Source organism: Asticcacaulis sp. W401b, from assembly GCF_046503825.1.
Classification (GTDB): Bacteria; Pseudomonadota; Alphaproteobacteria; order Caulobacterales; family Caulobacteraceae; genus Asticcacaulis.
Window position 1 is genome coordinate 118,082 of the sequence record NZ_JBKFEE010000006.1, and the last position, 26,975, is coordinate 145,056.

At 55.1% G+C, this 26,975-nt stretch carries 25 protein-coding genes, 1 pseudogene and 1 riboswitch; of the genes and pseudogenes, 18 read left to right on the plus strand and 8 right to left on the minus strand.

Annotated features, from left to right (window positions below):
- Positions 1–26 precede the first annotated feature (26 nt).
- The 5 genes from ACK8OE_RS13895 to ACK8OE_RS13915 all read right to left on the minus strand — a co-directional run bounded on the left by ACK8OE_RS13895 (position 27) and on the right by ACK8OE_RS13915 (position 5,419).
- Positions 27–1,361, minus strand: coding sequence for an MFS transporter (locus tag ACK8OE_RS13895; RefSeq protein WP_410273005.1), 1,335 nt, complete (start codon positions 1,359–1,361; stop codon positions 27–29).
- Positions 1,362–1,393: 32 nt separating this feature from the next.
- On the minus strand, positions 1,394–2,722 hold the full coding sequence (locus ACK8OE_RS13900) for an MFS transporter (protein WP_410273006.1): 1,329 nt from the start codon (positions 2,720–2,722) through the stop codon (positions 1,394–1,396).
- 123 nt (positions 2,723–2,845) lie between these two features.
- A complete protein-coding gene (locus ACK8OE_RS13905) occupies positions 2,846–3,766 on the minus strand; it encodes a U32 family peptidase (protein WP_410273007.1) in 921 nt (306 codons plus the stop codon).
- The gene (locus ACK8OE_RS13910) at positions 3,763–4,752 is read right to left on the minus strand and encodes a peptidase U32 family protein (protein WP_410273008.1); all 990 of its coding nucleotides are present in this window, start codon (positions 4,750–4,752) and stop codon (positions 3,763–3,765) included. The genes ACK8OE_RS13905 and ACK8OE_RS13910 overlap by 4 nt, the downstream gene beginning before the upstream one ends.
- Complete coding sequence (locus ACK8OE_RS13915) at positions 4,739–5,419, minus strand: SCP2 domain-containing protein (RefSeq protein WP_410273009.1); 681 nt, start codon at positions 5,417–5,419, stop codon at positions 4,739–4,741. The genes ACK8OE_RS13910 and ACK8OE_RS13915 overlap by 14 nt, the downstream gene beginning before the upstream one ends.
- A 201-nt stretch (positions 5,420–5,620) precedes the next feature.
- Between ACK8OE_RS13915 and ACK8OE_RS13920 the strand changes: the two genes are divergently transcribed.
- The 16 genes and pseudogenes from ACK8OE_RS13920 (at position 5,621) to ACK8OE_RS13995 (ending at position 20,522) form a co-directional block, all read left to right on the plus strand.
- Positions 5,621–7,162, plus strand: a complete 1,542-nt coding sequence (locus tag ACK8OE_RS13920) for a nitrate- and nitrite sensing domain-containing protein (protein ID WP_410273010.1) — start codon at positions 5,621–5,623, stop codon at positions 7,160–7,162.
- Positions 7,163–7,228: 66 nt separating this feature from the next.
- Positions 7,229–7,364, plus strand: a riboswitch (molybdenum cofactor riboswitch).
- Positions 7,355–8,329, plus strand: a complete 975-nt coding sequence (moaA, locus tag ACK8OE_RS13925; protein ID WP_410273011.1) for a GTP 3',8-cyclase MoaA — start codon at positions 7,355–7,357, stop codon at positions 8,327–8,329. It overlaps the preceding riboswitch by 10 nt.
- Before the next feature lie 4 nt (positions 8,330–8,333).
- The gene (moaCB, locus tag ACK8OE_RS13930; protein ID WP_410273012.1) at positions 8,334–9,320 is read left to right on the plus strand and encodes a bifunctional molybdenum cofactor biosynthesis protein MoaC/MoaB; all 987 of its coding nucleotides are present in this window, start codon (positions 8,334–8,336) and stop codon (positions 9,318–9,320) included.
- Positions 9,317–10,555, plus strand: a complete 1,239-nt coding sequence (gene glp, locus ACK8OE_RS13935) for a gephyrin-like molybdotransferase Glp (protein ID WP_410273013.1) — start codon at positions 9,317–9,319, stop codon at positions 10,553–10,555. Before moaCB ends, glp begins: the two co-directional genes overlap by 4 nt.
- Positions 10,555–10,827, plus strand: coding sequence for a MoaD/ThiS family protein (locus ACK8OE_RS13940; protein ID WP_410273014.1), 273 nt, complete (start codon positions 10,555–10,557; stop codon positions 10,825–10,827). Before glp ends, ACK8OE_RS13940 begins: the two co-directional genes overlap by 1 nt.
- Position 10,828: 1 nt before the next feature.
- Positions 10,829–11,269, plus strand: a complete 441-nt coding sequence (locus ACK8OE_RS13945; protein WP_410273015.1) for a molybdenum cofactor biosynthesis protein MoaE — start codon at positions 10,829–10,831, stop codon at positions 11,267–11,269.
- Between the two features lie 4 nt (positions 11,270–11,273).
- Complete coding sequence (locus ACK8OE_RS13950) at positions 11,274–11,828, plus strand: molybdenum cofactor guanylyltransferase (RefSeq protein ID WP_410273016.1); 555 nt, start codon at positions 11,274–11,276, stop codon at positions 11,826–11,828.
- Positions 11,829–11,887: 59 nt separating this feature from the next.
- On the plus strand, positions 11,888–12,550 hold the full coding sequence (locus tag ACK8OE_RS13955; RefSeq protein ID WP_410273017.1) for a hemerythrin domain-containing protein: 663 nt from the start codon (positions 11,888–11,890) through the stop codon (positions 12,548–12,550).
- Positions 12,551–12,889: 339 nt separating this feature from the next.
- On the plus strand, positions 12,890–13,165 hold the full coding sequence (locus ACK8OE_RS13960; protein WP_410273018.1) for an HU family DNA-binding protein: 276 nt from the start codon (positions 12,890–12,892) through the stop codon (positions 13,163–13,165).
- Positions 13,166–13,368: 203 nt separating this feature from the next.
- Positions 13,369–13,962, plus strand: coding sequence for a helix-turn-helix domain-containing protein (locus ACK8OE_RS13965; RefSeq protein WP_410273019.1), 594 nt, complete (start codon positions 13,369–13,371; stop codon positions 13,960–13,962).
- Complete coding sequence (locus ACK8OE_RS13970) at positions 13,955–15,172, plus strand: type II toxin-antitoxin system HipA family toxin (RefSeq protein ID WP_410273020.1); 1,218 nt, start codon at positions 13,955–13,957, stop codon at positions 15,170–15,172. The genes ACK8OE_RS13965 and ACK8OE_RS13970 overlap by 8 nt, the downstream gene beginning before the upstream one ends.
- 516 nt (positions 15,173–15,688) lie before the next feature.
- A pseudogene (locus tag ACK8OE_RS13975) lies at positions 15,689–16,345 on the plus strand (transposase); the annotation flags it as partial.
- A gap of 56 nt (positions 16,346–16,401) precedes the next feature.
- Complete coding sequence (locus tag ACK8OE_RS13980; protein ID WP_410273021.1) at positions 16,402–17,031, plus strand: YecA family protein; 630 nt, start codon at positions 16,402–16,404, stop codon at positions 17,029–17,031.
- An 84-nt stretch (positions 17,032–17,115) separates the two neighbouring features.
- Positions 17,116–17,928: an AraC family transcriptional regulator N-terminal domain-containing protein gene (locus ACK8OE_RS13985; RefSeq protein ID WP_410273022.1), complete on the plus strand. Its 813-nt coding sequence runs from the start codon at positions 17,116–17,118 to the stop codon at positions 17,926–17,928.
- Positions 17,929–18,168: 240 nt separating this feature from the next.
- Positions 18,169–18,519 carry a hypothetical protein gene (locus ACK8OE_RS13990; RefSeq protein WP_410273023.1) on the plus strand — a complete coding sequence of 117 codons (351 nt, stop codon included), beginning with the start codon at positions 18,169–18,171 and terminating at the stop codon, positions 18,517–18,519.
- Between the two features lie 749 nt (positions 18,520–19,268).
- Positions 19,269–20,522 carry a methyl-accepting chemotaxis protein gene (locus ACK8OE_RS13995; RefSeq protein ID WP_410273024.1) on the plus strand — a complete coding sequence of 418 codons (1,254 nt, stop codon included), beginning with the start codon at positions 19,269–19,271 and terminating at the stop codon, positions 20,520–20,522.
- Positions 20,523–20,945: 423 nt separating this feature from the next.
- Here ACK8OE_RS13995 and ACK8OE_RS14000 read toward each other — a convergent pair whose 3' ends face one another.
- The 3 genes from ACK8OE_RS14000 to ACK8OE_RS14010 are packed head-to-tail and all read right to left on the minus strand — an operon-like array spanning position 20,946 to position 24,743.
- Positions 20,946–21,308 (minus strand): hypothetical protein, encoded by a 363-nt coding sequence (locus ACK8OE_RS14000; RefSeq protein WP_410273025.1) that lies wholly within the window; start codon positions 21,306–21,308, stop codon positions 20,946–20,948.
- A gap of 18 nt (positions 21,309–21,326) precedes the next feature.
- Entirely contained in the window at positions 21,327–23,006 is a 1,680-nt protein-coding gene (locus ACK8OE_RS14005) for a methyl-accepting chemotaxis protein (RefSeq protein ID WP_410273026.1), read from the minus strand.
- Positions 23,007–23,045: 39 nt separating this feature from the next.
- Entirely contained in the window at positions 23,046–24,743 is a 1,698-nt protein-coding gene (locus tag ACK8OE_RS14010; RefSeq protein ID WP_410273027.1) for a PAS domain S-box protein, read from the minus strand.
- A gap of 573 nt (positions 24,744–25,316) precedes the next feature.
- On the opposite strand from ACK8OE_RS14010, the gene ACK8OE_RS14015 reads away from it, so the two are divergent.
- Positions 25,317–25,832, plus strand: coding sequence for an RNA polymerase sigma factor (locus ACK8OE_RS14015; RefSeq protein WP_410273028.1), 516 nt, complete (start codon positions 25,317–25,319; stop codon positions 25,830–25,832).
- Between the two features lie 70 nt (positions 25,833–25,902).
- Entirely contained in the window at positions 25,903–26,883 is a 981-nt protein-coding gene (locus tag ACK8OE_RS14020) for a FecR family protein (protein ID WP_410273029.1), read from the plus strand.
- Positions 26,884–26,975 lie beyond the last annotated feature (92 nt).

Genomic DNA, 26,975 nt, shown 5'->3' on the forward strand with positions numbered 1-26,975 from the left:
CTATCCTCGGTAAGTTTCTATTTGGCTCAGCACTTGATTTCGGCGTTCTTGCCGAGATACCAGATGAACAGGATGGCGACGCAAAGGACGTAGTAGGCGGCAAACCCCCAGAAAGCCGGGTCGACGTGGCCAGTGGCCTCTACAGCCCATCCGAAAGCCTTAGGGATGTAGAACGCGCCAAAAGCGGCAATCGCGGCTGAAAAGCCCAGGACCGGCGCCTTTTCCTTGGGAGGGAAAATAACCCCAATCATGCGGAAGACCGATCCGTTCGCGAGGCCCGTTGTGACGAACAGGACCATGAAGCAGGCGAAGAAGCCCTCGAAGCTGCGGGTATCCGGCTGAATAAACCAGAGAACGCCCAGAACAGCTGCGATCATCAAAAACAGCGTCCAGAGGGTGACAACTGCGCCACCGAGCTTGTCGGCAATGATTCCGCCAAGCGGGCGAATAGCGGCACCGAGTAATGGGCCGATAAAGGCCAGTTGAATGGCGTTTACGCCCACAAACTGGGTCTTGATTAGCAATGGGAAAGCCGCCGCGTACCCGATGAACGAACCGAACGACATGATGTAGAGAAGGGTCGTCAGGTACATGTGCTTGCGGCGAAAGATCACCAGTTGCTCACGGAGCGGGGTCTGAGCCGATTTCAGATTGTTCATCCCGAACGCGGCGGCAATCGTACAGAAAAGGATGGGCACAACGAGGACAAACCCGGCATTTTGCAACCAGACGGTTTTTGTAACCCCATCCGTCGTCAGGGTCTGCGGCGCCCCACCCAGATCACCAAAAACCGACATACCGATCACGATGGGGACAATGAACTGGATCGCGCTGACGCCCAGGTTTCCAAGACCCGCATTGATGCCAAGCGCCGAGCCTTGCGCCTTCTTTGGAAAGAAGAAGCTGATGTTGGACATGGAGGAGGAAAAGTTCCCGCCACCGAATCCGCAAAAGAGAGCCAGAAGCATCATCGTTTCGAACGAAGTGTTCGGGTTCTGAACAGCCACCCCAATGCCCAAGGCTGGGATCAGAAGCGAGGCCGTGCTCACGACTGTCCAGTTACGCCCTCCGAATATCGGCACGACGAACGAGTAGAAGATGCGTAAGGTTGCCCCCGACAACCCAGGCATGGCCGCAAGCGTAAACAACTGCTCCTTGGTGAAGTTAAAGCCGGCGCTGTTCAGGTTGACTGCCACGACCGACCAGATCATCCAGGTCGCGAAAGCAAGGAAGAGACAAGCGGTGGAAATCCAAAGATTGCGGTTGGCGATCTTCTTTCCGTAAGCTTCCAGAAAAACCGGATCCTCGGGATTCCATTGATCGAGCACGTCTTTCGAATACGAACTGACTGTGTTTGCCATTGAGATGGGCCTTAAGTTGGGAGAGAAAGCCTTCAGCGCGAAGGCGTGTGATCGAGTTCTGGGAAGTACTTGGGTCCCCGCAGCTCGGGGTGGCGGGCCTTTTCCATGTGCTGAATGGCCAGATGCATCCAGGTGAGGGCGATGGCGACCAGAACGAACATGAGCATGAAGCAGCTCGTCCAGACATTGGTCAGGTCGTTGAGCACGCCAAAAGCCAGCGGCAGGAAGAAGCCACCAAGCCCGCCTATCAGCCCCACAATGCCGGCCACCGACCCGACATTATCGGGGTAATAGACCGGGATGTGCTTGTAGACTGCAGCCTTGCCGAATGACATGAAAAGGCCGAGGCAGAAAACGACGGCTGTGAACGGCCAGAAACCCAGTTTCAGCGAAAAGGCGATGTCACCTTTGATCCCATGAATGATGTAGTCAGTGGCGGGATAGCTCAGCACGAAGCAGCACGCCACGCAGACAATGAAGGTCAGATACATGACCTTACGAGCACCGATCGTGTCCGCGAGATAACCACCCACAGCGCGAAACATTGAGCCCGCGATGGAGAAGGAAGCCGCCAGAAGCCCGGCGTGCTTGATATCCAGATCGTAGGCGCCGACATAGTAACGCGGCAGCCACAAGGCCAGAGCGACGTATCCGCCGAACACAAAGAAGTAGTAGACCGAGAAGCGCCAGACCTGAAGCTTCTTCAATGGGCTCAAAGCCATAGCCGTTGACTTGGGCTTGGCCCCCGTCCGGCGACGCTCAATCAGCTCAGGCTCATCCTTGGTGCCAAAGAAATAAACAAACGCAATCACCGCCAGAGCCGCCGCCCAGATCTGAGCGACCATGTGCCAGCCGAAGGCCACCATTACAAACGGCGCGCAAATCTTGGTGACGGCCGAGCCAACATTACCCATACCGTAAATCCCAAGGGCCGTTCCCTGACGCGCCTTTGGATACCATTTCGAGAGGTAGGAGATCCCGACGACAAAGGTGCCGCCGGCAACGCCCAGCCCCAGCGCCGTGATCAACAGCATTTCATAGGTTTTGGCGTAGATCAGAAGCCAGGTGCAGATCGCCGAAGCGATCATCACCACAAACATCACAGGGCGACCGCCATATTGATCCGCCCAGATGCCCATGAAAAGCCGGACCAGCGAACCCGTCAGAATAGGCGTGCCCAGCAGAAGGCTGAACTGAGTCTCGCTCAGTCCCAGTTCAGCCTTGATCTCGACCCCAACGATAGCGAAGATGGTCCAGACCGCAAAACTGATGGTGAACGCGACCGTCGTCAGGCTAAGTGCCCGAAATTGCGCGAATTGGCTGACCTTTGCCAGCAGATCTGTACTTGATTGCCCGTGCATCTGAGCACCCCGTCCTTTCAAGCCGCCTTCAGCAACGGCCCGAAATTCCCACACTTCGTAAAAGGGCTCTTTGATGCACGTCAGGTCACACGCAATTGTCCTTTCGGATCGACTTGATCCGGATCAAATGGCTTCCTGGGCAGGCGTTCGGACGCGGCCTTCAAGACCGTGGAAATAGCCATTTGAGAAAACAAATTGCGGAAAGCAGGCCCCCAGGTGCGCCAAACCGGCTCGTGCTTCGAGGCTTCCGGTTGCCACAGACCGGAACGTGGCAGCCACGTCAGCCATATCGATGTCCTGTGGCGATAAACGGTAGGTTCGGATGCCCATAGCTGCCAACGCCGCAAGATCTTCGAGGAGATTGACGCAGGTCAGGGACTGGGTCTGCGTCCCGTTCACCGTAAGGAAAGGCGCGCCATCCAACGTTTTGACGACCATTCCATCACTATGATCAGCACAGACAAAACGGCAATTGTCTTTGTGCAGCCTGTAGGCGCGGGCGTGATAGCATCGGGCGGAAATGGCCAGCGGTAGCCTCCCGAAGGCTTGAACCTCGATCTCCATTGATGTCGAGGCCGCGATTTGCGCCAGACTTTTTGCTGTCAGTTCAAACGGCAAGGTCGCGCCCGTCGCTCCAAGACTCTCAAAGAAACGCAGGCTCGATTCGTTATAGACGTTGATATAGGGACCAATTCGGAATGCGCCGCCCCTCCATCCCTCAAGAGCTGTCAAATCATTAAGTTCAACCACATGCTCCCCCTCCGGATCAGCAAGTTCACTAAGCGCGCGGACCTCCCGGCGCGTCGTTACCAGCGCCAGACTCGAGAAAACAACCTGCTTGCCCGCCCGCTCAAGCCTTTCGACGGCTTGTGCCCAGTAGGGCTCGTGAAAGGGTTGACGCTTTGAACACACGACCTCGCCGAGATAGACACGGTCCACGTCGACCTCATCAGCGACCCGCAGATAAAAATCATGCGCCTTCTCGGGTGACCAGTTATAAAGTAGCGGCCCAAGTGTCAGGGTCGTGCGCTCAGAATTTGTCATCGCCAGCCCTTCTCGTAGGCTCCAGACGTAGAAACCTGGCCCTCGCACAAATGTTGGATGGACGCGGGGTCCGGTCCCGGCCTGTTTGCAAAGTGGGCATCTACCGCCTGCCGAAACGTTTGAACGATCTCACGGATATAGGCTTTACCCCGCTGACGCCCTTCGATTTTTAGGGCGGTGACCCCGGTCGCTGCCACCTCGGCCAAGTTCGCCAGGACATTGAGACTGACCGGATCTTCGAAAATGTATGACGCCTGATCCTGAGCGACAAAACGCCCCTTACACAGGGTTGGATAGCCCGCACCCTCTCCAGTAGAAAACCGGTTGATTGTAAATCCGCCTAATCGGGCCGAAAGGTGAGCATCGTCTTCAACGTACTCGACATGGCTTGCCGGCGAACACACGCCATTCCGGTTTGGAGACTTCCCGGTAATATAGGATGACAAGGAACATCGCCCCTCAGCCATGGGGCACATCCCTCCAAAGGCAAACACTTCCGTTTCAACCTCAACCTCCCGGTTGAGGTCCGCTATTTCAGCGAGGGTCAGAACGCGGGGCAGGACGACGCGCTTTACTCCAAATCGGCTGACATAAAATCTGATTGCCTTTGCCGTCGATGCTGACGCCTGAACAGACAAATGCAAGCGCACCGTCGGATGGACCTCATGGGCGTAATGGAGGAGACCGGGGTCAGCCAGTATGATCGCATCTGCACCCGCTTTTACGGCGTCATCGACAGCCATACGCCAAAGCGTCTCACGGCCCGCTTCAGGATAGGTATTTATAGCGACGTAGACATGCCGCCTGCGCGCATGGGCATAGGCGATTCCCTGAGACAATTCCGGGCGCGAGAAGTTCAGCCCCGGGAAGTTTCGGGCATTGGTTTCATCCCGAAAGCCGAGATAAACCGCATCCGCCCCCTCATCAATGGCAACCTTGAGGGCCGCAGGTGTGCCCGCGGGACAGATGATTTCAAGCCGCTTCATGGTTACGTCCTTTACGAGCCGCCCGCTCGATGGGACCCAATCGCTGTTCAATGTCACTCAATCGCCGATCAAGCGCTCTCTGAGCCAGCATAAAGGGCTGAAGACGCGCGCTGAAAATGCCCTCGAGTTGAGCGACCGTCTGTGTGGCCCGGCGCGACAGATGGGAAACAAGAGCGCGAACCAAAGGCGCGAAAGGGCCACTGGCGCGGCTTGCCAGCAAAACCAGATCGATCTCCTCATTCTCAAGTGCATTTCGCAGGCTGAGAAGCGCGCCTGTGTCGCCACGAGTCTCAATCTCGCGCGTGAAGAAGAGCGCATCTCCGTCATACCGACCCTGCATCAGATCGAGCAGCGCCTCCAGCCGACCTTTGACAACGACGTCCGCCGACGCCTGCGCCTCTTTTGACAGAACATCGATCTGCAAACGTCCATTCTCGACACAGATACTGCCATCGAAGGGACAATCGACGAGTTGGAAGTGAAACCTGGACCCTTCAGCCTCCGCGAGGCGCTCACCGAGACCGGGATGATAGCGGTCAATAAGCGACGCTGCGGCGTGTGCCAGCCCCTTGAGCAGGGGAATGGGAAGTTGCGCAATAAAAAGTGCCGTCAGGCTCGCCGAGGTAAGGGCCGCACTGGTGGGCGTTGGGTGCAGATTTATCGACATGGCTCCTCCCGGTTTAGGCAGCATGCCTTAGTCGAGGACGAGAACGCTTGACCTTGACCGAGATCAATAGGTCTTGAGCGCGCATGACATTTCGTCACATGGCCGTCGATAGTGAAGCGTGATCAATGACGCATTATGGCTGACACAGACTGAGTATATGGTATGGTAGACCCTCATATAACAAGATCGGGAATCCTACGCATGAACGAGGCCGCGATAGGCTCACTCTGCCAGTTCGTTCACGACGCGCAGAAGGAGCGCGGTATCGTCTCTCTGTTCCTGCGTGATAGCGTTGGCCGCTTCACGGAACACCTCGATCGCCAGTTCCATATCTCCGATCAGAGTATCCAGACTCTCAGCGCCCTGCCTAAAAAACAGAGCGCGAAGATTGAGCCTCTGATGAACGCCGTACACTATCTGCCGTCACGGCGGAAATACGTCATTTCCCGCATGGTCGGCCCTGACGACGCGCAGAGGTTCTACACCAGCGAAATCATAAATCCGGCCATCGACATCGTTCAGGAACTGTCTGTATTTGACCCTGACAACAATCCGGTTCGCGTTTCCGCGTTCGTCAATTTTCTGCATTGGAAGGAACGTGTGGGCCGCGAACGGGCACTTGGAGGCTACCTTTTACAGGGGCAAGGCAGCGAAAGTCCTGAAGTCAGAAATCTACTTGAGTATATTATCGCCAAACAGAACGCCTATGAACGTATGTTCCTAAGCCTCTGTGACGAAGAAACCAAAGCGGCATTTGAGTTGATCAAAAAAAGGACGCCTGCGTTTGAGAAAATAAACAGTCTCAACAAGGACCTCGTTCGCAATGGGTCTGCCCTGTCGCAATCAGGGCTGGATCCTCTGGCTTGGTTTGAGCTTTTCACCGAAAAAATGGATGCCCTCCATCAATTGGGGCTTTCCATGGTGGACTCGCTCGGGCGCCAAAACCCGGCAGCGGTTGCACCAGCCAAGGCGTCCGAAACACGGACTGAGCCCGCCGACATCGGTAGCAACGTTTCAAACCACATGGCAGGCATCAGTTCGCTGCCTTTGTTCTCCGAAATCGCCGAGGCGGATCTGCGCGATATTTTGAGATTTGCGCGCGTCACCCACCATGACAAAGGCGCGCTCATCTTCATGCAGGGGGAACAGGCTTCGCGGTTCTATATCGTCCTCAAAGGCTGGGTGAAGCTATTCAAGGGCGATGCTGAGGGCCAGGAGTCGATTCTTCAGGTCCTGGGCACCGGCGATGCACTTCTGGAGACAGCGATTTTCAATAGTGCGATTCTGCCCGTCAATGCGCAGGCCATCGAGTATGTTGAACTCCTGTCGATTCCATCCTCGATCATGCGGGAGAAACTTCAGTCTAATTCAACGCTCGCGATGAACATGCTGTCGACCGTAGCCATGCGCTCGCAGTCCATGATCAGCCAGTTCGAACAACTGACCCTCAAATCCGTAAGCCAGCGGGTGGGACGTTTCCTCCTGAAAGAACTTCTGCATAATGAGGAAAGCTCCACTCACTTTAAGCTGCCTTACGATAAGTCCCTCATTGCGGGATATCTCGGAATGAAGCCAGAAACCTTCTCCCGCGCGCTGCAGACCCTGCGAGATGACGGAATCGATGTCGAACGCAACGAGATTTCGCTCCCCAGTCCTTTCGCATTGTGCCAGTATTGCGACATGGAACTTGCGGGGACCTGCCCCCGTCACGAGTCAGACGAGTGCCCTAATCCCGATCTCTGAACACAGGTGCGGCAATCTGGCTCGCCGCGTTTGACCTTGGTCAAATCCCGTTCAGTCCGTCTCTGATACGCCTTCTTCATCCGAAGCCCAAAACCTAAGTGAGTTGCTCATAAGGTTGAAAGGCCGTGGCCATCCGCCACCGGGTGCCGTGTGGAAACGCACGCACCTCCCGCGATTGGAAAGGATGACAGGGTGATCACAGACTCGTTCGGACGGGCGTTCCCGTATCTAAGGCTTTCGTTGACAGAGGCGTGCAATTTTCGTTGCACCTATTGTCTTCCGGATGGATACAAAAAGACCGCGCCCCATGACTTCCTCACGGTTCAGGAAACGGTTCATCTGGCTCAAGCCTTTGTGCGTCTTGGGGTACAGAAAATACGCCTGACTGGCGGGGAACCCAGCTTACGCAGGGATTTGCCAACCATAGCTGCGGCCATTTCCTCTCTTCCAGGGCTTAGCACCCTGGCCATGACGACCAATGGCTATAACCTGAAATCGATGGCTAAAGCCTACGTTCAGTGCGGGATAAACGCCTTGAATGTGAGCATTGACAGTCTCGATCCTAAAAAGTTCGAGCTCATTACCGGGCACAATAAACTTCACATGGTTCTCGACGGCCTTGACGCCGCTCGCGCCGAAGGTATTCACCGCCTCAAGATCAACTGCGTCATGCTCAAGGGGCTGAATGACGACGAGTGGCCCTCTTTCCTCGCGTTTGTTCGCAACCAGAAGATCAGCCTGCGCTTCATTGAGCTTATGCGAACCGGTGAAAATGCCGAGTATTTTGCCAGACATCACTACAGCGCCTCGGAAATTGAACGACGTCTGGTTCGCGAGGGTTTCCATCTTAAGCCCAGAGGGCCAAACGACGGTCCGGCAAAAGAATATGTAAGCCCTGATTTCAAGGGCAGCATTGGCATCATCGCCCCCTACTCTCGGGATTTCTGTACCACTTGCAATCGTCTACGGGTCACGGCCCGGGGACAATTGCGACTGTGCCTGTTTGGTGAATTTGGCCATGACCTGCGCCCGCTCCTGATGCATCACCACCAGCAAGCTGAATTGATGACCACCATTCGCCGTTTGCTGGCCGGCAAAAGCGCGGCCCATCAGTTACAGAACGGCGTCACCGGTCTGACCCCGCACCTCGCGTCGATTGGAGGATAAGCGTTTGAACGCGTTTTCAATGATAAATGTTGGCGAGAAACCCGTAACGAAACGGGTCGCAATAGCCTGCGGAACCATCACCGTTGGTCCCGCGGCATATGTGCGAATCAACGACAGGAGCCTGCCTAAAGGCGATCCGCTGACTCTTTGCCAACTGGCGGGGATTCAGGGGGCCAAGGCCGCCTCGCAAACCATGATACTCTGCCATCCCCTGCCACTGGATCACGTCAGTATAAAAGTTGAGCCAAACCCCCGGACCTATCAGATAACGGTCTTCTGCACCGTCATTACGCATTCCAGGACCGGCGTGGAGATGGAAGCGCTCGCGGGTGTGAATGCGGCCCTGCTCAACATCTGGGATATTACCAAGATGGTTGAACCCGGTCTCGAACTCACAAACATCTGCCTTTTGGCCAAGATGGGAGGAAAGTCAGGAACCTGGGTGCACCCTCTGGGCGTGCCAAACTGGATATCCCAAATTGTGAATCCATCCGTACCGCTTGTACTGAGTGAACGGGATGTGTTTGTCATCACGCTCAGCGACCGCGCGTCGAGAGGTGAATATGATGACACGTCCGGCACACTGCTAGGCGACACCCTGCAACGCTACGGCGCAACGCTTATAGGACGCGAGGTTATCGCGGACGAACCCGAAAAGCTGCGAGCCCTGATCGTCGAAGTCCTGGCGCGATCGAGCCCTGACCTGATCGTCTGCACAGGCGGGACAGGCGTTGCCGAGCGGGATGTCACGCCCGAGACGCTGGCGGCTCTGTTCGACAGAGAAATTCCGGGTATAGGCGAGAGACTGCGTTCCGATGGCGCCCGTTACACGCCTTTGTCTTGGAGCAGTCGCGCCATCGGCGGCCTGATCGGTAAAACTCTCGTCGTCGCTCTTCCCGGTAATCCGAAGGCGGTGGCGGAAGGTCTTTCGGCCCTGCTGCCGGACTTGCTCCCTCATCTCCTGCGGATCGCAAAAGGAGCCCCTAAATGATCAGCTACGACAAAGCGCTCGAAATCATTGCCGGTGAAGGGCTTCTAAGAACCATCGAAAAACGCCCTCTTATCGAATGCTTGGGCCGCGTGAGTTCAGAAACTGTGCGCAGCGCACACGATTCGCCGCCGTTCGACAATTCTGCCATGGATGGATTTGCCGTCCGTCACGCCGATGTCCGGCTGGCTTCAGCCCAAAGTCCCGTCGGTCTTCACGTGATCGGAACGGTTACAGCCGGTTCGGAAAGCGTTTTTGAAGGCGACTTACGGGGCAAGGCGGTTCAGATAATGACGGGGGCACCGATCCCAGCGGGTTTTGATTGCGTGCTGCCCCTCGAGACGGTTTCCCCTACGAGTAACCGCGTCCTAATCCCCTATGCACCGGAACGGGGAGATCACATCCGCAGAACAGGCGAAGATATCACCACCGGTAGCCTCCTGCTGCGCGCCGGCGAGCGGATTTCAGCCGAAACGATGATGCTGGCAGCGTCGGCAGGTGTGGCCTCCCTGCAGGTCTTTAAGCAGCCCGATGTGATTGTCTTCAGCACCGGAGACGAAGTCGCCGAAACGACAGCCGCCGTCCGCGCGAAGGCGGGAATCTATGATGCCAACGGTCCCTATCTGGTCGCAGCCGCACAGCGTGAGGGATTAAGCGCTCGGTTCGGGGGGCGCATTGCTGACTCCCTTCAAGCCCTAAAAACACAACTTAAGGATCTACAAGCAGGAACTCTCGTTATCTCTACCGGCGGCGTCTCCGCAGGTGTCCATGACTTCGTCCCCGAACTGATTACCAAGATGGGCGGTGAAATCCTGTTTCATAAAGTCGCCATCAAACCGGGCAAGCCAATCCTGTTTGCGCGCCTGCCGGGTGGTGGGCACTATTTCGGCTTGCCTGGCAACCCGGCGGCAGCGGCCGTTGGTTTTAGGTTCTTCGTCATCCCCTTTATCCGGGCTCTTCAAAATTTACCTCCGGAAAAACCATTGACAGCGCGTCTCAACGCCAGCGTGTCCCGCAAAAACGATCTCACCTTGTTTTTGAAGGCCAGTGTGGCCCTCAATCTGGACAACGGCCTGTGGGTCGATCCGCTCGACGGCCAGGAATCGTTCAAGACAATGTCTCTGGCCAAAGCCAATGCCTTCATCCGTATCAGCGGCAACGCCTCTCGCCTGACGGTTGCAACCTATGTCGACGTCTTCCCGATCGGTTGCCAGTTCCCATTTCATGAAGCTCTGTAATGACCAAGCATATCCTTAAACTCGAACTCTTCGGCGCTTTTCGCCGATATAGCGACACTGGTTTTATGGAACTGGAAGTCGAATTGCCAATGCCCCTTAAAACCCTGCGGGTACTTGTCGCTGAAGCCATCGCTGCCCAAAATCCGGGATTTAACCGCGAGGGCCTCTTCAGGGTGACGGCTTTTGCCACCCGGGACGAAATTCTGCGGGCGGACGCGATTATCGACAAACCCGCCGGCCTGGCTTTGATCCCACCCGTGTCGGGAGGTTAAAGTGGATCCCATTCACGTGCAAATTCAAAGCGTCGCCTTGTCAGTTGAGGACGCACTCACATTCACAGACCGAGCGGAAAATGGTGCCAGCTCGATTTTTGTTGGTCGTGTGCGTAATCACAACCTGGGGCGACCTGTAACCGGGGTGACGTATGAGGCGTTCGACGAGCTTGCCCGGACCACATTGCTTGCGATCTGTACCGAGGCGCGAGAGGCATATGGACAAGATCTGATTTGCTTTGTCGAGCATTTTCGCGGCTATCTACCCATCGGCGGCATTAGCGTCGTGATCGGTGTTGGCTCGCCACACCGCGATAGCGCCTACAAGGCAAACCGCTACATCATCGAAGAACTCAAGAACCGTCTCCCGGTGTGGAAGGAAGAACACTATAGCGACGGCCAGAGCGATTGGCTCGACGGCGCAACTGTGGAAGGACGATAGCCGGATGATTCTGGGCGTGGTCCTGTGCGGTGGAAAATCGACCCGGATGGGTCAGGACAAAGCGGGTCTCGTTCACGAAGGACGAACCTGGCTCCAGATAATGACTGGCCTTTTGTTTGCTTGTGGAGTTGACCAGGTCTCCTACGCGGGTCGCCCAGACCTTCCCAGCGGGTTCTCTGACCGCTTTCCCGGCATAGGCCCATTGGGCGGCCTTCTGACATCGATCGAAACAGCGCCGGCAAACACGCACTGTCTTGTCGTCGTCCCCGTGGATATGCCTTGCCTTTCGGTAATCTGCCTGCGCGAACTCGTGGAAACCTGTTGCCTCTCCATGGTGCCGGTCCACTTTCAACCCACGCCCCTCCCCCTCGCCCTACCACTGCGCGCGGCGTCACGAGCCGCCATTACATCGGCCGCCCATGCGGCGGTAAAGTCGGGAGGCTACTCCCTGAAACGGCTATTGCATGGACTTGGCGGCATAGAGCTACCCGATCCGGGGGGCAACATACTGCAAAACCTCAACTCGCCGGAGGATCTGGCTATTCTTCCTCGGAATTGACCGGGGTCAAATACGCGAACTCGCCATCGCTTTAACTGAAGTCGTCCAAGGAGGTTGAAATGGATTGGTTGTCACGTCCCCTGGCGGATATTGTCTGCGAATGTCCCCAGACCCTTCGCATCCTGCAGGAAACGGGCCTTGATGCGTTAAACGAAGGTCACCTGTCACTGGCTCAGGCCTTGACTCATCGAGGTGGGGACCGCGATGACCTTCTGGCGCGACTCGCCGCAACGACGCCGCTTGACCCTATTGGCACTGTGGACTGGCGCACAAAATCAGCCCGCGAGATCACAACACATATCGTTGAACGATACCACGACGTACATCGATCTCAGTTTGCGGATCTTATCGCCTTGTCTGAACGCGTCATCTCCGTTCACCCCGATCACCCCCAGTGCCCGCACGGACTGACAGAGTACCTGCACGCCGTGTTTGAAGACCTGTTCATGCACATGATGAAAGAAGAGAACATCCTCTTCCCCATGCTCAGTTCCGGCGCACTACCAATGGCCGAGGGGCCGATCCGGATGATGCAGATGGAGCACGTCCAGCATACCGACGCGTTGAAACAACTAAAGGTGATCGCCAACGCATTTGTACCTCCGGACGGAGCGTGCGGGACGTGGCGGCGGCTCTATTCAGAACTCGAAAGGCTCTACGAGGATCTGATGATGCACATACATATAGAGAACAATATTCTCTTCATCGGTGCTCACGCCTGAGGCCTGTGATGCGCTGTTCCTTGCCACACAGGGCATACTCGATATGGGAACTTAGCGTTTACCAAGAGAGAAGTTTGACTTATCGGTGGGCACCGCTCGACGGGAGAACGCAGATATCACTTGTCCAGACTATGCCCTCAAGAATCGGAGCAACGCTCGAGGCAAGCGATTGCGTCACGGCGAACATATCGAGTTGAAAGCTCACGGCCGCAGCCTATCGCCGAATCTCAGCACATGCACGGGCGTTTTCCCTGCCGCATTTGCGGGATCTACCCCCACCCCACTTGAAATATCCTGTGATTCGGGCCGAGAACCGGCCGAGAGACAAAGGAGCCTTCTATGAACACGTCTGACCTCATTGACAAGATTGCCGCCGAACACGGTGTTACAAAAGCCGCCGCGAAGGCGATCGTAGAAACCACGCTAAGCAGCATTATCGAAGCGGCTGTGCTGGGCCAGGAAGTTAACTTCCCGGCTTTCGGCAAGTTCAAGGTCCAGGATAAGCCGGCCCGCGCGGGCCGCAATCCGTCGACCGGGGCCACCATCCAAATCGCGGCCTCTAAGAAGCTGACGTTCATTCCGGGCAAAGCCGTCAAGGAACGCCTCAACGCCTGAGATCGCCTCAATCAGAAGGAAAAGCCCCGGACAGCAGCCGGGGCTTTTTTTTGCGTGAGGTCAGCACGGCATAGATTGAATTTGATATAAAATTCTTATCAAATTCTCCATATGATCAAGATGAAGTATCAATTCTTGAAAATCACACTGGACATGATATATTCCTTTATATCAATTTCGTTTTTGATATATGAATCTATATCATGCCCTACAAAACAGAAGATCTGGCTTTTCAAATCCGACAGGCGCGCAAAAAAGCAGGTATGAGCCAGCGCGACCTGAGTGCGCGGTCTGGCGTAACGCAAAGCCATATCTCTCAGATCGAAAGTGGCAAACTTAGTCCCGGCATTGGAACCATGATCGATATAGGTCGGGCCTTGGACCTAGAACTGCTTTTCGTTCCTAAACGCTCGATGTCAGCGGTAAACAGCTTGTTTCAGGATACGCCGTCGCGTCGGGGCCTATCTCCAGAGACAGGAAAATCTGCGCTCTCGCTGATCTCCCGCGGTGAACGTCTCGTAACCGAAATAAAGAAATTCGCCGGTTCATTCGCCGATCTAGATCGAGTGGATGAATATCTTCGGTTCTTCAAGCGCGTTTCATTGCAGCCAGACGAAATCAAAATCATAGGTGACGCCGTTCATATGCTCGACCACTACGAAAGCGGAATGCAGTGGGGTGTGGAATTTATGAAAACTGTCCAACGGCTTCAGGCTCTGAGAAACAGGATTGCTCATGGCCGGACAGAGGAGCCGCGTTCTGCCTATAGCCTCACTGAGGATGACGACGATGCCTGAAGTCTCTGTCCTCGATGTCCGTCTGCATAACAAATCCATAGGCACCCTGACCAATGTGCAGGGCGATCGGACGCTGTTTGCCTTCAATCAGGATTACATAGGCAATTCCGAACGGCAAACGCTAAGCCTATCGTTCAAGGATGAATATGGCCAGTTACTTACACGCTTCAGGCCTGTCCAGACCAAGCTCCCCCCCTTCTTCTCCAATCTTCTCCCAGAAGGGTCACTAAGGCGCTACCTGGCCCAGCGTGCCGGCGTAAATGAGAGGCGGGAGTTCTTTCTGCTTTGGACGCTGGGACGTGACCTGCCCGGCGCACTTTCGGTGTATCCGGGCGAGCATCAAACTGTCCCTTCTGACGATGATATTCTCGATCAGGGTCATCGCAACGCGCTGCGCTTTTCTTTGGCTGGCGTGCAACTCAAGTTTTCCGCTCTCCGCAACGGTAACAAGGCCGGCGGCTTGACCATTCCCGCCGAAGGGGTGGGCGGTTCTTGGATCGTGAAGCTTCCTTCACAGCAATTTGCCGGCGTTCCGGAAAACGAATTCTCAATGATGACAGTTGCCCGCCTCATGGGAATGGACGTCCCTGAGCTTCAGTTGCTGGATCTCGACTCTATTGACGGCCTACCCGAAGGCATCGGAAAATTTTCGGGACAGGCCCTGGCGGTGAAGCGATTCGACCGTAGCCCAGATAGTCCAATCCACACTGAGGATTTCGCTCAGGTTTTCAGCCAGTTTCCCGAAGCCAAGTACGACGACGCAAGCTACCGGCGCATCGGAATGGTTTTGGGTATCGAAACTGGAGATGCCGATATTGCTGAATATATCCGGCGTCTGGTCTTCAATACCCTTATCGGCAATGCCGATATGCATCTGAAGAACTGGTCCGTTCTCTATCCAGATGGAAGGACGCCTGTTCTGGCGCCAGCATACGACTTCCTGTCGACAATTCCCTACCTGCCAGATGACAGCGCCGCTCTGAAATATTCGCGCACCAAGAAAATGGCCGAAGTCACGAAGGACGAGTTGATCCACCTTGCGGCTAAGGCCCGACTGCCAGAGAAGCTTGTGATCGACGTCGCGCGGGAAACCGTAAACCGCTTCAAGCAGGTTTGGGCAGCCGAAAAAAGCAACCTTCCGCTGGCCAAGGATGTTCTCAACCGTGTGGATGCACATGCACCCAGCATTCCTATCTACAACGGCTTTTAAATCCGAACAAAGAAACGGAAAAACAATATGCAACGACAATTATTGTATCCTGCGGGCGTCAATCAGGCGTTTGACCGCAGCTCGATCGTCGATGATCTCAATGAACGTGGGGCGAAGATCTTCATCTCCCAACATCGACGGCGTACAAAGCCTTTAGACATCGAAAAGAAATCGAATAATGGAGACGTGCATTTGAATTTTTCTTTAAAATCAAATAATTAAAACGAATTGTAATGAGGACAGACAAAACCAACAAAGGCTTCAAGGCTATGATCTATCACTCAGTTGCCATCATAAACTTAGGTTCAATCCCCACAAACCCCAAAAGCGAAATCACGTAGGAATAGGCAAATTGTTTCGCGGAATGGGCATCGCCACAAGCGCTCGAACTTCTAACCCATCCTATTCACGGCGGGGGCAAAAAAGTGCAGCGGGTGTAGCGTAAAGCGTTGTTTTGGAATAGATTCTGGTTACCACACCTGACCTAAACCCAAGACACGCGGAGCCACACCCGCCATGGACCAGGATACCGATCTTCCATTCGATTTGCCAAGCGTTTCCCGCAAGAAAATCACGGCTGCCTTTGATGGCGGACGTATCAGTTCAGACGGCGGTGTTATGCTGTTATCTGCCGCGGAACGCCGGATCGGGATCATTGATCGGCTTTGGCGGCTGATACCCGATCAGCGCAATCCATTCCTGGTGACCCATTCCCTTGCCTCGATCCTGAAGGCGCGGGTCTTCGCCATCGCCTGCGGCTACGAAGATGGCAACGATCTGGCTTTCCTGCGCACCGATCCGGCCTTCAAGCTGGCATGCGGGCGACTGCCTGAAGGCGGCAAGGACCTGTGCTCACAACCGACCTTGTCGCGCCTTGAGAATGCGCCGGACCTGCGTAGCGCGATCAAGCTGACCTACGGTCTTATCGACCAGTACTGCGCCAGTTTCGGTTCGGCCATTCCCGCCGCTGTCACTCTCGATATCGACGACACGGTCGACGTGGTTCACGGACGCCAGCAACTCTCGCTCTTCAATGCCCATGAAGGGGAATATGTCTTTAAGCCCATCCACGTCTACGATGTGAGCACAGGCCGACCGGTCGTCGTCATCCTGCGACCCGGCAAAACACCGTCAGGCAAGGAGGTGCGTGGCTGGGTCCGCAGGATGGTGCGCCAGGCCTGGAACTGGCGGGCGGCGAAAGAAGCTCAAGCGCAGTTGAGGTTGGCGGCATGAAGATTAGACCTTCCAAAGCGAAACCCAAGGTCATCCAGGCCCCGCCGGAACGGACCATGGAGGACGAAGAGTTTGCTCAATGGCTGAGCCAGCGGCCTTCGGCCTGGGGGAAAAACCTGTCGATCATCGATGGCTTTGTTACGGCCGTCGTGGTGGGGCCCGTATCTATGGATCCCCTGAAATGGATATGCCCCTTGCTTGGGATCGAACCCACGGCCTTCAATACGGGGGGAACGCCGGAGTTTGCCGCCATTAAGGCGATCATGCGCTGGCACAACAGGATCAGCGATACTCTGCGCGACGACCAGGATCTGACGCCCGTATTTAGGACGGACGCGAAGGGGCAGATAACGGCCCACGACTGGTGTGCGGGCTTCATGCTTGCCGTTGATATGAACCCTCGACTGTGGAACGACGTCCTTAAGACCAACAGTCCACACCGCTACCTTATGATGCCGATCCTGATTCATCTGCCCGTCAGAGTGAAAGGGAAAATGGTCACGCTCGACGAGCCCAGCATCCTTGATGACTGCCGGGCGGATATCCCAGGAAACGCGGCGCGGCTTCGAGAAATCTTCCAGTTTAAGCGGTTCGGAACGCCCGACCCAAACGCTCCTCGCCCATAGCCCATCCTTTACGCGCGCGAGCTTACCCCGCCAAAATCACATATCCAAGGTGCGCCGCTCGCAACAGTTACGTTTAAAACCGCCGTGGACAACGTCAACATCCTGCGCTGTTTTCAAGCGATGATGCCAATGCGCAAGATTTATAAGCCTTCTATGTGCGTGACCCTTCAAGGCACTAAAGAAATCCTACTGGGCGATGAGCGGCTTGAGTACTGCGCTATGGAGTTTTTGGTGGTCAGTGTCGACGTGCCGGGTTCCGGCCGCATCGTCGAAGCCAGCTCTGACCTGCCCTATGTCGGTGTAGTGATTGATTTCGACAGCGCCATGATGCGCGAAGTCATAGAACAGGTCGACAACATACCTACAACCCCGGACTCAGGCCGATGCGTTTTTGTGGGTAAGGTCGATGATCGGCTCGCCGAATGTATTTTGCGACTGGTGCGTCTGTCGGAAACGCCAAAAGCCGTGCCTGTGCTTTACCCGTCGATCATGAAGGAAATCTATTACTGGCTGCTGACCGGCCCGCATGGGGCTGAGTTGCGCAAACTGGTTATACCGGAAAGCAATATGGAGAGGGTCGCCAACGCCATCTACATGATTCGGGACAACCTGGCCAAAACCATCCGCGTCGAGGCGTTGGCCTCTGAGGCTCGCATGAGCCCGTCATCCTTCCATCAGCATTTCAAGAAAATGACTACCATGTCGCCGTTGCAGTATCAGAAACAACTTCGACTGCTTGAGGCCCGGCGGCTGCTTATGGCAGACGCCGCCAATGTCGCCGACGTCGCCTATCAGGTGGGGTATGAAAGCCCATCCCAGTTCAGCCGCGAATACTCGCGGATGTTTGGTATCGCCCCTAAGCGCAGCCTGATGACCCTCAGGCCCACACCCGCGTAAGGTGGGAATTGAAGGCAGTAAATTTCGACCATTAATATTCAAAGTGATAGCCCGCCCTCAGACGCGCGTATCGGGTATGCCACGACGTTCCGGTGGAAGTGGCGGCGAACCACGTAACCCGGCCTCACCTGATATTAACACGGAGGAGGTCAGCGCCGCGGTGGATTACATCCGATTGCTTGCCTATGTCGATCGGGAGAGGATTGGCGTCATCGGGATTGTGGCCGCGATACCTTGGCCTTGAACCAGACCGCGATCTACAAATGCATCGATGCTAGCTTCGCTATCAGCATGTATGACACGCTCCCCCTGATGACCAGAGGCTACTATGACAAGCTCGACCTTGCAAAACGCACGGCCATTCTTTGGACACGTCAGTCGGTAGCGCCGATGGGCTCAAGGAATGGCTTGCTGGGTACCTATCAAAGCTTCCTGCCTGACACGCATGATGGCATGCTCGATCCTGATTTGAAGACGCATTTCGATCTCTACCGGACGCCGCCGCGGCTAACACAAGCGGCTGCTGAACTCAAAGGTCGCCATCACCACCACCATGCCCCTGCCATTCTTAAATATGCCCGGGAAAAGTAAACGTGTCGTCATTTCCAGACGACTGATTTATATCCGGCGCATGACACGGATTCGAAAGGGTGCGGCAGCAGCGGAGCTTGCTTATGAAGCATGTCATTATTGCCATCTCTCGAAGAGGGACCTGCGATTCAGCTTGAATTCGGGCGCAGGCAGTAATATCCAATTAACGAAACGGCGTTACGTTGCCAGAGGGTTAACTTTAGCATTGAAGTTGCGATGGCGAAAACAAAACGCCAAAAATCTGCGGCGATGGCCTCGATTGGAGTCATATTCACTCTACTTACTTTCTGCGTAGCACTTACGCCTAAGTCGAGCGGGCCCGTAGCCGTTATCGCCAATCCCCTCTCATCGAATCCGGATTTCGACGTCATAGACGTGATATTGCAGGCTGACGGAGAGCTGATTTCCGGCACCCCTTCGGGTCGGATAGTCATTGCGCAATCGAAATCTCCTGGTTTCGTGGTCCGCCTCTACAAACATGGGGCTTTTCTGGTTTTCAATCCCCGCGTTCTCGCCGGTTGCCAAAGGTCATAGATATGAATCTTCTAAATTCCCTCAGAAACCGGTTTGGCGCCGCCTTCATAGCCTTTCTTTGGATCAACGTCGTAGCGGTCGCCGCTTTGCCAGTTGTGTTCCGCACGGGTGCCTCACTCCTATTTCCTTTCGCTATCGCTTGTGCTGTCACTGGGTTGGCGACCTTCCTTTGGTGGCAAGATCGAACGGGCCCGCAGTCCCGCATGGTTAGCTCCATGGCCTTGGCCGTTCTCGCTTGTGAACTGGTCTACGTATTTGACGGTCACGGGTACCAAGTCGACATGCATATGTACTTTTTCGCCTCGTTGGCGCTTGTGGCCGGCTGGTGTGACTGGCGCGCCTTGGTTGGTTACAGCGCTATCGTGGCTGTCCATCATCTGGGGTTGAATTACGTTATGCCGACGGCAGTTTTCCCATCGAGTAGCCCCGATCTCGAGCGCGTGGTCATACACGCCATCATCCTCGTAGGGCAAACCGGCGTCCTCGTATGGATCGTGCGCACACTTCAGCAAAGCTTCCATGACGCGAGCGCCGCGCTGGACACTGCCCGGGCCGCCGAAGCCGAGACGAAGGCGATGTCGCAAAGAGAAGCTGCAGTAAAAGAAGAAGAGATGCGCCAAGTCCTTCGACGTGATGAGTTGGCCAAATCCCTGATCGCTCAAGTGGAAAACATGACGAAGGGCTTCAACCAAACCGCACACGAAATCGCTCAGGCCGCGAAGGGCCTCAGCGGGGCGGTACAGGAGACCACACAGACAAGCGCAAAAGTAACAACTTACGCGCAGGCAGCCGCCAGCAACGTCAACACCGCCGCCGCGGGAACCGGAGAGCTTGCTCATTCCATTCAGGAAATCAACACTCAGGTCGCTCGCTCCGCAGAAATAGCAGGGTCAGCAGCTACCGCTGCTTCCGCGACAAGTGAAAACATATCCGTTCTGACAGATGCGGCTTCAAGGATTGGCGATGTGATCGTACTGATCCGTGAGATTGCAGCGCAAACCAATCTACTTGCTCTAAACGCCACGATTGAAGCCGCACGGGCGGGCGATGCGGGCAAGGGCTTCGCGGTCGTCGCGACCGAGGTCAAATCGCTGGCGAACCAGACCGCCCGTGCCACCGATGAGATAGCCGCAAAGGTGAACGAAATCCAATCGGCTACCACTGTAACCGTCAGTTCGATCAGTGAAATTGTGCAAACGATCGAACTTATCCGTCAGTCAACGACCGCTATAGCCGGCGCCGTCTCTCAACAAGGCGCGGCCACGCAAGACATCGCAGCGAACGCGATCGAGGCCGCGAATGGAACGGTCGAGGTGACCCAGCAGATCGCTACTATCTCTGCAGCGGCTCACGAAACAGGCGCCGCCGCAGAGCAGCTGAGGGCTCTTTCGGACGATCTCGCCCACCGCTCGATGGTTCTAGAGAGCGAAGTTGGCTCTTTCGTTGAAAAAATGCGCTCCGTGTCGTAAGTCCTTCGCAAATCGCGTTCAACTTGAAGCATGTATACGACGGCGTGGAGGTCGCTGAGGTCGGTGCAAGGTCGGCATATCGAACGCAACCGTCTAAAATTGACTTAAAGAGGACGTGAGTGCGAATTTCCCCGCACCTTTAGGTGAGGCAGGAGAGGTTGGAGGACGTGTTCACTAGGCCGTTTGGACGAATTTTGTTGGGATGAAGAAATAGGATTCCCAGGGAGAATCTGTTGTGATCCACAGGACTCCGATTGAAAGAAGGTTGGAACCGATGTCAACACGGATGACGGAAGAAGATTGGGCGCACACGTCGAGCTCGACCTCTTGCCTTCATTTCACGTATGAATAGGTGAAGCACCTCCTAGCAGTCCAGCTTTTAGTCCGCTTGCCCCAGGGTCAAATCTCGGCGTAAATCAACACTCAATCATCTAAATCCGTCACGCTCTCTTGAATTGGTGACGTCCCGCCTTTTGCCTGCAAATCGACGGCAACAAGGGATATCTCGGCAATGCAACTCCTCAGTTTTTCCACGTCAGATAGAAGACTGCTGCGCTGAGGCTCTTTGGCTTTTTGAGCTAAGGCTGTCAAACGCAGGGCCTCCGCGGTTATTTGGCCGCAAGCGTCGCTCAAAGATCTGAGTTTGTTTTGTAGTTCGGCTTGAATACAGGTCGATGGCAGTGTCGCTAACTCATTTGAGATGTCGGTCTGAACTGAGTTTTGGGACCGTTTCCAGAACGTCGGGTGAATGTGGACCGAATTCGCTGTTTGTTCCTTGACGCTCATCGGGATCCTCTTTCAGTTTCAAGCCGCGCGCACGTTTGCTAGAAACGTTTCCATTTCGTGGTGGAGCCGCTCCGACTGTTGAGCCAACTCGCTTGAAGATGCGAGAACCTGAGACGCCGCCGCCCCAGTTTGTTCGGTGCCTTGAGCAACACCCGCGATGTTGGCGGTCACTTCTTGCGCACCGAGCGAAGCTTGTGCGACAGCCTTAACAATCTCACTCGTCGCCGCCGACTGTTGTTCTACAGCACAGGCAATCGCTGAATTTGTTGAGCTCAATGCCCTAATCGTATCGGCTACGTTCTGGAAGTTCTCACTCGCAAGAGCGGTGGTTTCCTGAATCTTGGTAATCTTATCCGAAATTTCGCTGGTCGCCCGCGTCGTTTGCCCGGCCAGCGCTTTCACTTCAGACGCAACCACTGCGAACCCCTTCCCCGCTTCACCTGCACGCGCAGATTCAATGGTAGCATTCAGGGCAAGTAGATTGGTTTGACTGGCCAGACCCGCAATAAGGTCAACAACGCCGCCAATGGACGCCGCCATTGCATTAAGTTCCGAGATAACGGTTGTCGCCTTATCGGCCTCATCTACGGCCTTTTGCGACATAGTGGCCGAGCTGGAAACCTGCCGCCCGATCTCGCCTACCGAGGCACCAAGTTCCTCAGCTGCAGAGGCCACAGAGGTCACATTAGTGCCGGCTTCCTCGGCTGCAGCGGACACCGCAGTGGACTGATGAGAGGTCTCCGTGGCCGTCGCTGTCAATTGGGTCGCCGCGGCCTGCATTTCCGTCGCTGCTGAGGAAACCATCGACACCACGGTACCTACCGACCGTTCAAAATCATCGGCGAGCTTTAGCATAGCGTCACGCCTTACGACCTCCGCCTGCACACGAAGCGCTTCCGTTTCTTCTCGAAGTCGCTTCGCCTCCGTTAAACCTTCCCGAAACACAAGAAGGGTGGACGCAATAAGCCCGATTTCGTTTTTCTCATGTGTATGTGAAACATGAGTGTCAAGCTTTCCGTCAGAGATGCTTTTCATCGCTTGAGTGATGGAGGAAAGAGGTGCGACGACCTTAGTCAATACTAACCAGATGGCTGCAATAAGTGTCAGGCCACCTACTACTATGGCGCCCCACAAGACCAATCGCGCCTGATCATAAGTCGCTTGCGCTCCTTTTCGGCTTTGGTCTGCACCCTCCCGGTTGAGTTTGACCAGAACGAGCAATGTTGCCGAAAACTTGTCAAAAGCGTCACTCATAGGGCCGCGGAAAAGCTCTGATGCCTCAGCATTTCTATTGGCCCGAGAAAGAGCGAATAGCCGGTCATGTAAAACGAGATAGTCTGCTAGTTGAGACTTGAATGACTCATACGTCCTCTGTTCTTCCTGAGATGAAATCAATTTTTCGTATTTAGCCTGGTTATTCTTCAACTCGCCCATCACGGCGTCGAAACGGCGCTCTGCGACAAGCATGTCCTCTGCAGTGACCGACATTACGTGGCTGCCCTCTGCGACCCGTAGATCTGACGTATCCGTATTAATTGCATTCACAACGTCGACGGACGGAAGCCAGTTGTCGGCCAACTCACGTGTATCTTGGTTGGTTGTATCCAACTCAACCAAAGCGAGCGCTGCCACGCTTAATATAATAAGTGCTAAGAAGCTCAAAATTCCCACGAGCAGGTTTTTGATGCTGATTGACATCGCCTGATCCTCCGTTGGTCTTAATGTTGTGGCTGCAGTCTAGGCGGCCCTGACGATGCTTTCTGCCTCGGACGATGCAATTTGCATGTTTCTCGCCATATCCTGAGAGGTAGCGCTCTGTTCCTCGACAGCCCCTGCAGTGAACAAAACCTGTTCTTGAACATTCGAAACGGTTTTTCGGATCATGTCTAAAGCTTCGACGACTGCCGACGAACTCGCGCGAACACCGCTGATTTCAGAGCTAATTTGCTCAGTCGCCCTGCGCGCCTGCGTCGCCAGATTTTTCACCTCCGTGGCGACCACGGCAAAGCCGCGACCGGCATCACCTGCACGCGCAGATTCGATTGTGGCGTTTAGAGCCAAGAGGTTGATTTGGCTTGTGATATTGCTGATCAGTTCAACAATTCCGTCCATTTGCGCGGCCGCTGAAGCGAGCCGGCGGGCACTTTCGTCAGCATCGGTCACACATTGGTTCGCCTGATCCGCTGCCGCCTTAGTCTGCGTCATTGTGTCCGCAATGGATCGACCCGTAGCTGCCATTTCCTCGACGGCGGCAGAAAGGTCCTGAAGTGAGTGCGACAGCTCTGTCGTTCGATTAAGGGCCACACGTCTTGCCGTTACATCCGAGGCATACTTCACGATCTTGTATGGGCGACCATCGATATCCAGAATCGCGTTGTAAGTTGCTTGGATGTAGACCGAGCGACCATCCTTCGTATGCCGATGAAACTCGCCCGCAACATACTCGCCCCGAGCGAGTCGCTCCCAAAACTGACGGTAATCGTCACTTTGGGCAAATTCCTCATCAACAAAAATTCGATGATGCTTCCCGCAAATTTCCTCCTGCCGGTACCCCATCGTTTTCAGAAAATTGTCATTTGCCTTGAGGATAGTACCATCAAGGGCGAACTCGATAACCGCCTGTGCTCGAGATATTGCCTCCAGTTGCCCAAGATTGTCAGCGTCTTTCTGGGCCTGAGTTGTTATATCGGTTGCAAACTTCACAATCTTAATTGGCCGACCATAAACACCGAAAACAGGATTGTATGATGCCTGAATCACAACTTCACGGCCGGTTTTAGCAATGCGTTTAAACCGTGTGGAGATGTATTCGCCCGATTGGAGACGTTTCCAGAAAGCCTCATAGTCACGAGACTTTTTTTCGCGTTCATGCACGAACATACTGTGATGACGGCCTACGATTTCTTCAAGGCTGTAACCCAACACACTGAGAAAATTCGCATTCGCCGTCAGGATGGTTCCATCAAGTGCAAACTCGATCATGGCCTGTGACCGCGAAATGGCCGCCACCTTTCCCTCGAGATCAAGGTCTCTGAGTTTGCGTTGCGTCACATCTGCGGCGAGTTTCACCACCTTGTAGGGCTGTCCGGATTTGGCCAGGATCGGGTTGTAAACGGCCTCAAGATATATGTCTTGGCCATCCTTTGCGCGACGGCGAAACTCCCCTTTTTTCGGGATGCCAGACTTGAGGTCTTTCCAAAATGCTGGGTAGGCGGGGGTGGAGACCTCGTCGGGGGTCAAAAACATCGAGTGATGTTTTCCAATCACCTCGGAACTGGAATAGCCCACCGTAGCCAGGAAGTTCGCGTTGGCGGCCAAGATGCGACCATCGAGATCAAACTCAATGATGGCCTGGCTCGCATCTATGGCTCTCAAGAGATCGGCGCATTTTTGATTTTTAAGGTCTTCCCGATTTCCGAACGCAAACGCAAGCATAACTTATCTCCCTCCAGCACAGATTACATTGTTATTCCTCCGGGTTGCCAAGGCGTTAACGTGATCTTGCCCTTCACATTAAACCCCCACCGTTCAATACATAAATACCTGATTTCTTTCAGATAAAAGGCTTGAGGTCATTTTCAAGGAGGCGGCGCCACCCATAAACAATTCGTGATCACACTGAAGGCTCCCCGGAAGCTCCGTAGAACCTGACCTGCCCGCCCCAAAATAGCGAGAAAGAAAACTCCAGGACCGACATATCCAGAACTAGCCTTTGTAGATTCGACGGGACGGTTTGGCAGCCTTGTTTCCGACCACCGCACCCTCTTCAAGCCGTATGCTGGCCCAACTGGCGGGTGACACATCCGGGGCCTTTTCGTTTTGTGCGCTAGACGTGCAGACAAATACAGCGATCCAGATCTTTCATCGGAGCCCGATCATCTAAATCGAAAGGCGTCGGCTCAAGCCTACAGTCGAAAGGGTAGACCTGGAGCTATCTATTGCGAATGACCCGCAATCGCTATAAACAGCTCATTTCAAAGTAATCAAGCCAACACGGGAACGCGTCCATTGAGTGAGGATGTCTTCACCCATCTGTTTAGGACGTACCGACGCGAAATAGATGCCTATTTCCTGAAAAAGACGCGCAATCGCGCCCTGGCTGAAGATCTGACGCAGGACACCTTTGCGAGGGTGGCGCGAATGGGTACCAACATTGACAATGTTGACCAAAAGCGCCCCTATCTTTACCGAATTGCGCACAATCTGCTGGTTGACCACTTGCGGCGCGAGGCGCGGCAAAGTGATCACGACACCCACCCTACCACGCTTGCGGCCTTACCGGACGACGCTCTCACGCCCGAAGAACACCTATGCAGCGCCCAACAGTCAATTTTTATGCGTGAGGCTCTGCTGCGTCTACCGTCACGTACTCGACAGGTCTTCGTCCTGACGAGGATCGACGGACTAAGCTACCGGGACACGGCCGCAGCATTGAGCATTTCTGAGAGTTCGGTGCAAAAGCATCTGGCGACAGCCACTGCGCACCTCATGCGTCAGTTGAAGACCGGGGCAATTCGCCGATGAGAAAATTTACTGCTTCGGTCATGTTTTGCGTCTTAAAGACAGATCGGCAAATGTCAGCTACGAGGCTCGCGTGACCGCCCCCTCCTTCCGATGGAAAAGTCCTCTGCCTTCTGACCCGACCCAGGCCGCCGCCGAATGGCTGGTTCGGCTGGAAGACGGGCCGCTTGAGACGGAGGCGCGCGCGCGCTTTGAAGCCTGGGTGGCTGCGGACCCTGCTCATGCCTCTGCGCTCGCCGAGGCGATGGAGGTGTGGCGGCAGGCGGAGCAACTGAGGCCTCACCGGGACGAATTGCTTAAGCGTACCCTACCTGGTGCGCGCGTTAGCGGCCCGTTGCTGACGTCCCGGCACTTACCAAAAGGGATTGCCGCCAGCATGATCCTGGCTATCGCTGCGGGCTTCCTTTATCAACAGGCTACGGCACCGGATTTCCGCACCGCACCCGGAGATGTCAGGACCTTCCCCCTTCCTGACGGCAGCCGCCTGACCCTGGGAGGTGACAGCGCCGCCGATCTCGCCTATGACGGCGAGACCCGCCGCCTCAAGCTACGGGCAGGCGCGGCCTATGTGGTGGCGGCTCCAATAAAGGGCCTCGAAACGCGGCCCTTCGTTGTGGCGGCTCGTAGCGGCCAGTCACGGGCGCTCGGGACACAGTTCGCGGTGGAGTATCTCGACAAAGATGTCCGCGTCACAGTCACTGAACACCGCGTCCGCGTCACTGACACGCAAGGACAGGCGCTACTTAATGCGGGCCAATCGGTAATCTACGGACACCACGGCTTACAGCCGGTGCGCTCCATGCCGGCGTCGCAAACCGCCACATGGCGTTATGGCCGGCTGGTTTTCGACCGGACCCCGCTGAGGGAGGTGGTGGCGCAACTCAATCATTATCGCAAAGACCGGCTGTTCATCACCAGCCAGACCCTGTCCGAACGTCGTGTCAGTGGCGTATTCGACACCCAGGACCCCGATAGCGCCGTGACGAGCCTTACGACGGGTTTAAATGCTCAGGCCATCAAGACACCGGCCGGCATTCTGCTTCTCCAGGAATAGTTATATTTCAGATAGTTATATTATATTGAAATGAAGATTGAATTTTTTTACCGGAATTCGATCGAGCTGCGTCTTACCCCGTGAATGTGCGT

Excerpts from the sequence above, each read along its gene's own strand:
- ACK8OE_RS13895 (WP_410273005.1), bottom strand. The coding sequence starts at position 1,361 with ATGGCAAACACAGTCAGTTCGTATTCGAAAGACGTGCTCGATCAATGG.
- ACK8OE_RS13900 (WP_410273006.1), bottom strand. The coding sequence starts at position 2,722 with ATGCACGGGCAATCAAGTACAGATCTGCTGGCAAAGGTCAGCCAATTC.
- ACK8OE_RS13905 (WP_410273007.1), bottom strand. The coding sequence starts at position 3,766 with ATGACAAATTCTGAGCGCACGACCCTGACACTTGGGCCGCTACTTTAT.
- ACK8OE_RS13910 (WP_410273008.1), bottom strand. The coding sequence starts at position 4,752 with ATGAAGCGGCTTGAAATCATCTGTCCCGCGGGCACACCTGCGGCCCTC.
- ACK8OE_RS13915 (WP_410273009.1), bottom strand. The coding sequence starts at position 5,419 with ATGTCGATAAATCTGCACCCAACGCCCACCAGTGCGGCCCTTACCTCG.
- ACK8OE_RS13920 (WP_410273010.1), top strand. The coding sequence starts at position 5,621 with ATGAACGAGGCCGCGATAGGCTCACTCTGCCAGTTCGTTCACGACGCG.
- glp (WP_410273013.1), top strand. The coding sequence starts at position 9,317 with ATGATCAGCTACGACAAAGCGCTCGAAATCATTGCCGGTGAAGGGCTT.
- ACK8OE_RS13940 (WP_410273014.1), top strand. The coding sequence starts at position 10,555 with ATGACCAAGCATATCCTTAAACTCGAACTCTTCGGCGCTTTTCGCCGA.
- ACK8OE_RS13950 (WP_410273016.1), top strand. The coding sequence starts at position 11,274 with ATGATTCTGGGCGTGGTCCTGTGCGGTGGAAAATCGACCCGGATGGGT.
- ACK8OE_RS13955 (WP_410273017.1), top strand. The coding sequence starts at position 11,888 with ATGGATTGGTTGTCACGTCCCCTGGCGGATATTGTCTGCGAATGTCCC.
- ACK8OE_RS13960 (WP_410273018.1), top strand. The coding sequence starts at position 12,890 with ATGAACACGTCTGACCTCATTGACAAGATTGCCGCCGAACACGGTGTT.
- ACK8OE_RS13965 (WP_410273019.1), top strand. The coding sequence starts at position 13,369 with ATGCCCTACAAAACAGAAGATCTGGCTTTTCAAATCCGACAGGCGCGC.
- ACK8OE_RS13970 (WP_410273020.1), top strand. The coding sequence starts at position 13,955 with ATGCCTGAAGTCTCTGTCCTCGATGTCCGTCTGCATAACAAATCCATA.
- ACK8OE_RS13980 (WP_410273021.1), top strand. The coding sequence starts at position 16,402 with ATGAAGATTAGACCTTCCAAAGCGAAACCCAAGGTCATCCAGGCCCCG.
- ACK8OE_RS13995 (WP_410273024.1), top strand. The coding sequence starts at position 19,269 with ATGGCCTTGGCCGTTCTCGCTTGTGAACTGGTCTACGTATTTGACGGT.
- ACK8OE_RS14000 (WP_410273025.1), bottom strand. The coding sequence starts at position 21,308 with ATGAGCGTCAAGGAACAAACAGCGAATTCGGTCCACATTCACCCGACG.
- ACK8OE_RS14005 (WP_410273026.1), bottom strand. The coding sequence starts at position 23,006 with ATGTCAATCAGCATCAAAAACCTGCTCGTGGGAATTTTGAGCTTCTTA.
- ACK8OE_RS14010 (WP_410273027.1), bottom strand. The coding sequence starts at position 24,743 with ATGCTTGCGTTTGCGTTCGGAAATCGGGAAGACCTTAAAAATCAAAAA.